Source organism: Streptomyces sp. AC602_WCS936 (assembly GCF_019049125.1).
Classification (GTDB): domain Bacteria; phylum Actinomycetota; class Actinomycetes; order Streptomycetales; family Streptomycetaceae; genus Streptomyces.
The window spans coordinates 20318-29647 of the sequence record NZ_JAGMUF010000010.1; the positions used below are offsets into that span (position 1 = coordinate 20318).

Genomic DNA, 9330 nt, shown 5'->3' on the forward strand with positions numbered 1-9330 from the left:
GTTCAGCCGCGCCGAACGGTCAGCGGCAGGTTCCGCACGCCGAACAGCCCGTCTCGGTGGTGGCGCAGGTGCGCGCCGGGAGTGATCCGCACCTCGGCGAACCGGTCCAGGAGCGCCTCCATCGCGATCCGGCCCTCCAGACGGGCGAGCGGCGCGCCCAGACAGTAGTGAATGCCGTGGCCGAAGGCGGTCTGCTGGTTCCTCGGTCCACGGTCGGGGCGGAAGGTCTCCGGGTCGTCGAAGACCCGTTCGTCGTGGTTGGCGGAGACGATCGAGGGGACGACCATCCGCCCGGCGGGGACGGGGACGCCGGCCACCTCGGTGTCCCGGGTGGTCACCCGGGCCATGACGGTGATCGGCGGCCGCAGCCGCATCACCTCCTCGATCACCGCCGGGATCACGGCCCGGTCGGCCCGCACCGTGTCCCACAGCCCCGGGTTCTCCTCCAGGCACAGCACGGCGTTGCCCAGGAGCATGGAGGTGGAGACGTGGCCGGCCATCAGCAGCAGCCCGCCGAACTCCACGATCTGCCGGTCGGTCAGCTTCTCGCCCTCGACCTCCGCGGCGACGAGCTTGGAGATCAGGTCGTCGCCGGGGCGGCGCCTGCGGTCCTCGACGTGCCCGAGCAGGTAGTCGTGCATCGCCTTCAGCGGTTCCTTGACGAGCGTGTCGTACTCGTCGCCCGCGTCGTCGCCGAACTGCAGGTCCGAGGGGTCCCCGATCTGCATCGACAGCATCCGGTCCGACCAGGTGCGGAACAGCGTGCGGTCCTCGGCGGGCACGCCGAGCAACTCGGCGATGACGATCACCGGCAGCGGGTAGGCGAAGTCGGAGACCAGGTCGAAGGTGTCCCCCTCGACGGCGTCGAGGAGCCGCCCGGCCACCTCGGTCACCCGCGGTTCGAGGTCGGCGACCGTGCGCGGCGTGAACGCCTGGCTGACCAGGCGGCGCAGCTTGCGGTGCAGCGGCGGGTCGATGACCGACAGGATCTCCTCGGTCAGCGCCTCGGAGTCGGGCCGCAGCCGGTGCAGCTCCGAGGAGAAGACGGCGGGGTCGGAGGACACGGCGAGCACGTCGGCGTGCCGGAAGACGTGGAACACCCCGTACTCGTCCTCGTGGACGGGGTGTTCGTCGCGCATGGTCCGCAGCCATGAGAAGAGGGCGCGCCCACCGTCCTCCACGGTGGGCCGGGGGGCCGGCGAGGTCTGGGTCGCCATCAAGGTCTCCTTACACGGGTGTTTCCGGGCCGGTGCGGTACCGGGTGGGGGTCCGGACAGCCGGTCACAGGGACGCCGCGGCGGGCACCGGCTGCAGTGCGTAGGGGTCGAGGGCGTCGGCCGGGTGGTGCTCGATGCTCATCCGCGACCCCAGCCCGTGCTCCGCGGCCACCTCCAGGAACACCTCCATGGCGAGGGCGTCCTCCAGGGCGATGCCGGTGGAGTCGAACACCGTCGGCCCGTCCCGGCGGTCCTCGGCCCGCTGCGGCTCGGCGACCAACTCGGCCAGACCCGTGACCGGATCGGCCGGAGCGAGCCGCTGGCACTCGCCCTCGCGGCGGGCCTGCTCGGGGTGATCGGCGGCGACGAAGGCCCGGCGCAGCCAGGTGAGCGGCAACTCGGTCTTGCCCACCAGGTCCGCTCCGACCGCGTTGATGTGCAGGTGCTCGCGGTGGGCGGTGTCGGGCAGCACGGGGCCGGCGCCCACCGCGACGGACGTGGCGGTGGAGACGATGTCGGCCTCGGCGGCGATCCGGGCGGGGTCGGCCACCTGGACGGGGACGCCGGTGAAGGCGGCGCGGCGCGCGAAGCTCTCCAGGTGCGCCGGGTCGGTGTCCCACACCAGGGCCCGCTCCAGCGGGAACACCAGCGACAGGGCGTGCAGTTGGGTCACGGCCTGGGCTCCCGCGCCGACCAGGCCGAGGGTGCGGCTGTCGGGCCGGGCCAGCAGCCGGCTGGCGACGGCGGAGGCGGCGCCGGTGCGTACGGCGGTGAGCAGGACGCCGTCCATCAGCGCGGTGAGGGCGCCGGTGGTGTCGTCGTAGCGGGCGACCGTGCCGATGATCGTCGGCAGGGAGAACCGCTCGGGGTTGCCCGGGCTGTAGGCGACGGTCTTGATGGTGATGCTGTCGCCCGGGTCGCGGTGCGGCATCCACTCCAGGATGCCGGGCACCGGCTCGCTGCGTTCGAAGCCGTCGCGCAGCGGCGACAGTTCGCGCCGTCCGTGCCCGATGTCGGCGAGGCCCTCGGTGAGCCGCTCGACGACCCGTTCCATCAGCGCGTCCCGCCCGACGAGCGCCATCACCGCCGCGACGTCCCGGCGATCCAGGATCCAGGTCTCCATCGGGCACTCCCTCGCACGAGCCGCTTGTCGTCGGGCCCGGCCGGGCCCTGACGGCATCCTGTCCGGCCGGGCTGACGCCGCCCTGATCGACACCTGACAGGCGACGGGCCCGCGGCGGTGCCACATCAGCGGCGTGTCAACGGCCCTGGGAAGACTGGGCCGCGACGCGAGCAGAGGGAAGGAACAACGATGCTGGACGGATGCGTTCCCTGGCCCGACGAGGTGTCCGCGCGGTATCGCGAGGCCGGGTACTGGCGCGGTGAGACGCTCGGCCGACTGCTGCGGCAGTGGGCGGACGCGTACGGCGACCGCACGGCCCTGGTCGACGCGGGCGGGACACGTCGCATCGGCTACCGAGAGCTGGACCTGTGGTGCGACCGGCTCGCCGCCGGATTCGCCGCCCGCGGCCTCGGCCCCGGCGACCGGGTCCTGGTGCAGCTGCCGAACACCCCGGACTTCGTCGCGGTGTGCTTCGCGCTGTTCCGTCTCGGCGCGCTGCCCGTGTTCTGCCTGCCGGCCTACCGCGACAACGAGATGCGGCACCTGGTGGAGCTGTCGGGGGCCACCGCCTGCGTCGTCCCCGACACCCACAACGGCTTCGACCACCGCGACCTGGTCCGGGCGGTGCGCGAACAGCTCCCGCAGATCGGCCAGGTGTTCGTGGCGGGCGAGCCCGCGCACGGCTTCACGGCCCTGGACGACGTCCCCGCCGACCCGGTCGAGCTGCCCGAACCCGACGCCGGTGACGTGGCGTTCTTCCTGCTGTCGGGCGGGACCACCGCGCTGCCGAAGCTGATCCCGCGCACCCACGAGGCGTACGCCTACCAGACGCGGATCACCAACGAGATCTGCGAGGTGGACGAGAACACCGTCTATCTGGCGGTGCTGCCGGTGGAGTTCAACTTCCCGTGGGGCTGCCCCGGCATCATCGGCACGCTCGCCGCGGGCGGTCGTGTGGTGTTCGCCGAGACCCCGCAGCCGCTGCACTGCTTCCCGCTGATCGAGCGGGAGCGGGTGACGTTCAGCTCGGTGAGCCCCACCGTCGTGCACCTGTGGCTGGCGGCCGTCGAGGAGGGCCTCGGCCACGACCTGAGCAGCCTGGACGTCCTTCAGGTGGGCAGCGCCAAGCTCCACTCCGAGGTCGCCGAACGCATCGGGCCCACGCTCGGCGTGCGCCTGCAGCAGGTCTTCGGCATGGCCGAGGGCCTGCTCACCTTCACCCGCTACGACGACTCGCGCGAGACGGTCCTGACCACGCAGGGCCGGCCCGTCTCCCCCGCCGACGAGATCCGCGTGGTCGGCCCCGGCGACCGGGAGGTGGCCCCCGGCGAGACGGGCGAGCTGCTCACCCGTGGCCCGTACACGCTGCGCGGCTACTACCGGGCGCCGGAGCACAACGCCCGTGCCTTCACCGCCGACGGCTTCTACCGCACCGGCGACCTGGTGCACCGCACCCCCACCGGGGAGATCGTGATCGAAGGCCGGGTCAAGGACGTCGTCGTCCGCGGCGGCGACAAGGTCTCCGCCACCGAGGTCGAGGGGCACCTGACCGCACATCCGGACGTGCAGCAGGCGGCCGTCGTGCCGATGCCCGATCCGGTCCTCGGCGAGAAGATCTGCGCCTACGTCATCCCCGCCCCGGGCCGCCCGGCACCGCGGCTTCCGGTCCTCCGCGCCCATCTGCGCTCGCGCGGGCTGGCCGCCTACAAGCTTCCCGACCGCGTCGAGGCGGTCGACTCCTTCCCGCTGACCGGACTGAACAAGGTCGACAAGAAGGTCCTGGCGGCCCGTGTCGCCGAGCAGCTCACCGGTGCGGCGGCCCCGGGCCGGGGAGCCGCATGAGCACCCTCACCGCGAAGAACGGCCAGTACGCCGTGCCGTTCGCCCGCCGCGGCTCCGTCGTCGGTGCGGCGGACCTGGCCGCCCTGACCGAACTCGTGGGCTCCGAGGGGCCGTTGACGTCGGGCGTGTGGCGGGACCGGTTCGAGGAGCGGTTCGGCCGGTGGTGCGGGGCGCGGCACGCGCTCAGCGTCACCAGCGGCACGGTCGCCCTGGAGCTGGCGGTCCGGCTGCTCGACCTGGCACCCGGCGACGAGGTGATCGCCACCCCGCAGACGTTCCAGGCGACGGTGCAGCCACTGCTGGACCACGACGTGCGGGTCCGCTTCTGCGACATCGACCCCGACACGCTGAACCTCGACCCGGACGCGCTCGCCGCCCTGGTCAACGACCGCACCCGGGCGGTGCTGCTGGTCCACTACGGCGGCCTCCCCGCCGACATGGACCGCATCATGGCCATCACCCGGCCGCGCGGCATCACGGTCGTCGAGGACAGCGCCCACGCCATCGGCGCCCTGTACCGGGGCCGGCGCCCGGGTGCGCTGGCCGACATCGGCTGCTTCAGTTTCCACTCCACGAAGAACCTCACCACCCTCGGCGAGGGCGGGATGATCACCCTGTCGCGGGACGACTGGGCCGAACGCGTCGGCCGGATCCGCGACAACGAGGTGGACGGCGTCTATGTGCCGCGGTCCGGCGAGACGCCGGACCGCCCGGCGCTGCTGCCGTGGATGAAGTTCGCCGACGGCGTCTACCGGCACACCGCCGTCGGCATCCGCGGCGCCGGCACCAACGCCACGATGTCGGAGGCGGCCGCGGCCGTGGGCCTGGTGCAGCTGGACTCCCTGGACCGGTTCGTCGAGCGCCGCGCCCGGATCGCCGCGCGCCTGGACGAAGCGGTGTCCGCCTTCCCCGGGGTCCGTCTGCACCGCGCGGCGCCCGACAGCCGTCATGCCCACCACCTGTACACGTTCTTCCTCACCGACGGCCGGGAGGTGCGCGAGCGGTTCGTCCGCGCCCTGGACCGCCTCGGCGTGGAGGTCCAGCTGCGCTACTTCCCGCTGCACCTCTCCCCCGAGTGGCGCCTGCGCGGCCACCGCCGCGGCGAGTGCCCGCGCGCGGAGCACGTCTGGTTCGAGGAGCACATGAACCTGCCCTGCCACCCCGGGTTGACCGACGCACAGGTCGACCACATGGTCACGGCGGTGCGCCGGGCCCTGCGGGAGGCGTACGACGAGCTGGCCACCGTACCCGCGTGACCGCCCCTTCCGGAAAGGCAGACGCATGCCGTTCATCGACGTGAAGATCTACGACCGCCGTCTCACCGAGGACACGGAACGCGCCCTGATCGAGGGTCTCACCCGGGCCGTGGTGGACGTCCTCGGTGAGGAGGCCCGCGACCAGACCTGGGTCGCCCTGACGGGTGTCGCCCCGCAGCGCTGGGGCATCGGCGGCGTACCCGGGAAGTAGTGGCGGTGGCCGTCACGAGTCTCACGGCCACCGCCCGCAGGGCGCAGAAGGACACCGGCGTCCGGCCTGGGGCCCGTCCGGGGGTTCATGCCGCGGACGCGGGGGCCGGTTCACCCTCCTCCACTGCCCGAAGGGCGTGGCAGCTGGACGCACCAGCCCCCGCTCACCTGCACCGACAAGACACCGCCGGCTCTCTGCGACCTGATCCGCCGACAGGCCTAGGCGGGCCGCCCCGCGTCGGCCTCGGCCTCGACGCCGGCCGCTTGGGCCTTGTCCTGGGTCTCCGCCCGGTCCGCGCGGGCCAGCAGCATGGCCGCCAGCAGCCCGCCCGTGAACACGGCGACGGCGCCGATGAGCTGGCTGGTGCGCACCGCGTCCGCGAAGGCGTCGTGCGCCGCGGCCACCAGCCGTGGCGTGTCCGCGTCCCGCAGGGCCTCGGCCAGGGAACCGGACCCGCCGATCGACTCGGGCAGCAACTGGGCGAAGCGCGCGCCGAGCACGGCTCCCAGGATCGCCACGCCGAGGCCGCCGCCGAACTCGGTCAGCGTGCCCTGGACGCCCGCGCCGACGCCCGCCTTCGCCGGCGGGATGGACGACATGATCGCGGTCGCCATGGCGGGCATGGCCAGCGCGATACCGCACCCCATCAGCAGCAGCCCGACGAACATCCCGCCGTAGCCGGCCCCGTCCCCGGAGCCCAGCAGGGCCACCGCGCCCAGACCGACGGCGAGCAGTGTCATGCCGACCGCGATGCTGCGCGCCATGCCCAGCTTGACGAGCAGTTTGGCACCGATGCCGACGAGGTTCAGACAGACGATGGTCAGGGCCAACGGTGCCGTGCGCAGTCCGGCCTGCAGTGCGTCGTAGCCGAGGACGAGCTGCAGGTGCTGGGTCAGCAGGAACAGCGAACCGGCCATGCCGAAGGCGACGAGCAGTCCGCCCGCGATGGCGCCGTTGAAGCGCCGGTTGCGGAAGAAGGACATGTCCAGCATCGGGTAGGGGACGCGCAGCTCCCAGCGGACGAAGGCGAACAGCGCGAGCAGGCCGACCACCGCGGGCAGCAGCACGTCGAACGAGGTCCAGCCGTGCTCGGGCCCGGAGATGATCGCGTACACCACGCCGACCATGCCCAGGGTGGACAGGACCGCGCCGACGAGGTCGGGCCGGTCGCCTTCGGGGTTCTTCGTCTCGGGGATCAGCGCGGACACGGCGGCGAGGCCGATCAGCGCGACGGGGATGTTGATGAGGAAGATCGACCCCCACCAGAAGTGGTCGAGCAGGAAGCCGCCGATGAGCGGTCCGGCGGCGAAGCCGAGCGAACTGACCGCTCCCCACAGGGCGATTGCCTTCGGCCGCTCCTCGTCGTCGAAGATCTGCATGATGACGGCGAGGGTGGTGGTCGCCAGCAGCGCGCCGCCGATGCCCATACCGGCGCGGGCTGCGATGAGTTGTCCGGAGCTCTGGGCGAAGGCGGCCGCGGTGGAGCCGAGCCCGAACAGGACCAGGCCCGCCATCAGCATCAGCTTGCGGCCGTAGCGGTCGGCGACGCTGCCGGCGGTGAGCAGCAGGCCCGACTGGACCAGGGCGTAGGCGTTGATCATCCACTGGACGTCGGCCGTGGTGGCGCCCAGGTCCTCGGTGAGGACGGGGATCGCGACGTTGAGGACGGTGTTGTCGAGCAGAACGACCAGCTGCGCGAGGCAGATCACCCCGAGGATGACCCAGCGCCGCGGATCTCGCTCGGTGGGGGGCACTGACGGCTGGGTGCTGTGCAAGAGATGTCTCCTTGGGGGTGGGGGCCCGCTGGTCTCCGGAGAGCACGCCACCGGCCGGGCCCCGGGCTGGTTGGTGTTACGGGGCCGTGCCGCCCCGGTCCTTGCCCGAGGCTCCCGCTGCCCGGACGGCCTCGGTCGCGTGCTCCGGCTGGGACCCGCCCGCCGCGACAGGCCGGGAGGCGGGTACGGAGCTGCGGCTGCCGGCCGCCACGACGTCGCCGAGCACGGAGGCCGCGGCCAGTCGCGGCAGCAGCAGCTGCCAGAACCTGGTGATCGTGCGGTCCGAGAGCCATCGCGGGTCCTGCATGCCCAGCACTTCGAAGCCCGTGGTCGCCGCCACCACGGAGGCCGCCACCGCTTCGGGACTGACCCCGTCGAGCACACCCTCGCCGTCGGCGCGTTTCAGCGTCGCCTCGACCCACTGGTGCCACTGGTGGTACAGATCCCGGCTGCCCTCGCGGACCTGATTGCGGCTCAGCTCGAAGCCCGCTCGCAGCACCACGTCGTCGGTGAGCCGGCGGGCCAGGTCGTGCGAGGTGTTCACGAGCAGCTGAAGGGCATTGCCGGTGGTGCCCTCGTGGACGGTGATGATGTGGTCCAGCCGTTCCGCCGCGGCGTCCTCCACCGAGTCGGCCAGTGCGGCCTTGCTCGCGAAGTGGAAGTGGAGCGCTCCGTTGCTCACTCCGGCCAGCGAGCTGATCGCACTGAGCGAGGCCACGCTGAAGCCGTCACGGTCGAAGACCGTGGCAGCCGACTTGATCAGCGCCTCGCGGGTACGCAGCGCTCGTTCCTGTTTGACCATTCAGGTGCTCCGTTACTGCGGCGGATTGCCGTGTTTGCGGGAAGGCAGATCGGCGTGCTTGGTGCGGAGCATCGCGAGTGCCGAGACGAGCACCTCGCGGGTCTCGGCGGGGTCGATGACGTCGTCGACGAGGCCGCGTTCGGCCGCGTAGTACGGGTGCATCAGCTCGGTCCTGTACTCCTTGACCATCCGCTTCCGCATGGCCTCGGGGTCCTCGGCCTCGGCGATCTGGCGGCGGAAGATGACGTTGGCCGCGCCCTCGGCGCCCATCACGGCGATCTCGTTGGTCGGCCAGGCGTAGGTGAGGTCGGCGCCGATGGACTGGGAGTCCATGACGATGTACGCACCGCCGTACGCCTTGCGCAGGACCAGCGAGATGCGGGGCACGGTCGCGTTGCAGTAGGCGTAGAGCAGCTTCGCGCCGTGGCGGATGATCCCGCCGTGCTCCTGGTCCACACCCGGCAAGAACCCGGGCACGTCCAGGAGAGTCACGATCGGGATGTTGAAGGCGTCGCACATCTGGACAAACCGGGCGGCCTTCTCGGAGGCCTCGATGTCCAGGACGCCGGCCAGGGCCTGCGGCTGGTTGGCGACGATGCCGACGACCCGGCCGTCGAGGCGGGCCAGGGCGCAGATGATGTTGCGCGCCCAGCGCTCGTGGACCTCCAGGTACTCGCCGTCGTCGACGATCTCCTCGATCACCTCGGCCATGTCGTACGGCCGGTTGCCGTCAGCCGGGACCAGGTCCAGCAGGACGTCTGAACGGCGGGTCTGCGGATCCGTACAGGGAACGGCGGGCGGATACTCCCGGTTGTTCTGCGGCAGCAGCGAGAGCAGGTAGCGGACCTCGGCGAGGCAGGTCTCCTCGTCGTCGTAGGCGAAGTGGCACACGCCGGAGGTCTCGGCGTGCACGTCGGCGCCGCCGAGCCCGTTCTGGTTGATCTCCTCGCCGGTGACGGCCTTGACCACGTCGGGGCCGGTGATGAACATCTGCGAGGTGTCGCGGACCATGAACACGAAGTCGGTGAGGGCGGGGCTGTAGGCCGCGCCGCCCGCGCACGGGCCGAGCATCACGCTGATCTGCGGGATGACACCGGACGCCTT

8 protein-coding genes are annotated in these 9330 nt (G+C 72.1%); 3 read left to right on the forward strand and 5 right to left on the reverse strand.

Features of this window, described 5'->3' with window-relative positions; all coding sequences use genetic code 11:
- Positions 1 to 2: 2 nt before the first annotated feature.
- Positions 3 to 1217, reverse strand: coding sequence for a cytochrome P450 (locus KUM03_RS05335; RefSeq protein WP_217245826.1), 1215 nt, complete (start codon positions 1215 to 1217; stop codon positions 3 to 5).
- Between the two features lie 64 nt (positions 1218 to 1281).
- Complete coding sequence (locus KUM03_RS05340) at positions 1282 to 2340, reverse strand: ornithine cyclodeaminase family protein (RefSeq protein ID WP_254398883.1); 1059 nt, start codon at positions 2338 to 2340, stop codon at positions 1282 to 1284.
- Positions 2341 to 2529: 189 nt separating this feature from the next.
- Here KUM03_RS05340 and KUM03_RS05345 point away from each other — a divergent pair, with 189 nt between their 5' ends.
- Genes KUM03_RS05345 through KUM03_RS05355 form a run of 3 tightly spaced genes read left to right on the forward strand, consistent with a single transcriptional unit; the run spans position 2530 to position 5649 of the window.
- Complete coding sequence (locus tag KUM03_RS05345) at positions 2530 to 4182, forward strand: (2,3-dihydroxybenzoyl)adenylate synthase (protein ID WP_217245827.1); 1653 nt, start codon at positions 2530 to 2532, stop codon at positions 4180 to 4182.
- Complete coding sequence (locus tag KUM03_RS05350) at positions 4179 to 5438, forward strand: DegT/DnrJ/EryC1/StrS aminotransferase family protein (protein WP_217245828.1); 1260 nt, start codon at positions 4179 to 4181, stop codon at positions 5436 to 5438. Before KUM03_RS05345 ends, KUM03_RS05350 begins: the two co-directional genes overlap by 4 nt.
- Positions 5439 to 5463: 25 nt before the next feature.
- Positions 5464 to 5649, forward strand: coding sequence for a tautomerase family protein (locus KUM03_RS05355; RefSeq protein WP_217245829.1), 186 nt, complete (start codon positions 5464 to 5466; stop codon positions 5647 to 5649).
- 218 nt (positions 5650 to 5867) lie between these two features.
- On the opposite strand, the gene KUM03_RS05360 is transcribed toward KUM03_RS05355, so the two are convergent.
- The 3 genes from KUM03_RS05360 to KUM03_RS05370 all read right to left on the reverse strand — a co-directional run.
- Complete coding sequence (locus tag KUM03_RS05360; RefSeq protein WP_217245830.1) at positions 5868 to 7424, reverse strand: DHA2 family efflux MFS transporter permease subunit; 1557 nt, start codon at positions 7422 to 7424, stop codon at positions 5868 to 5870.
- A gap of 76 nt (positions 7425 to 7500) precedes the next feature.
- Positions 7501 to 8226, reverse strand: a complete 726-nt coding sequence (locus KUM03_RS05365) for a ScbR family autoregulator-binding transcription factor (RefSeq protein ID WP_217245831.1) — start codon at positions 8224 to 8226, stop codon at positions 7501 to 7503.
- 12 nt (positions 8227 to 8238) lie between these two features.
- Positions 8239 to 9330, reverse strand: a 1092-nt coding sequence (locus tag KUM03_RS05370) for an acyl-CoA carboxylase subunit beta (RefSeq protein WP_217245832.1), incomplete at its 5' end; no start/stop codon positions are given.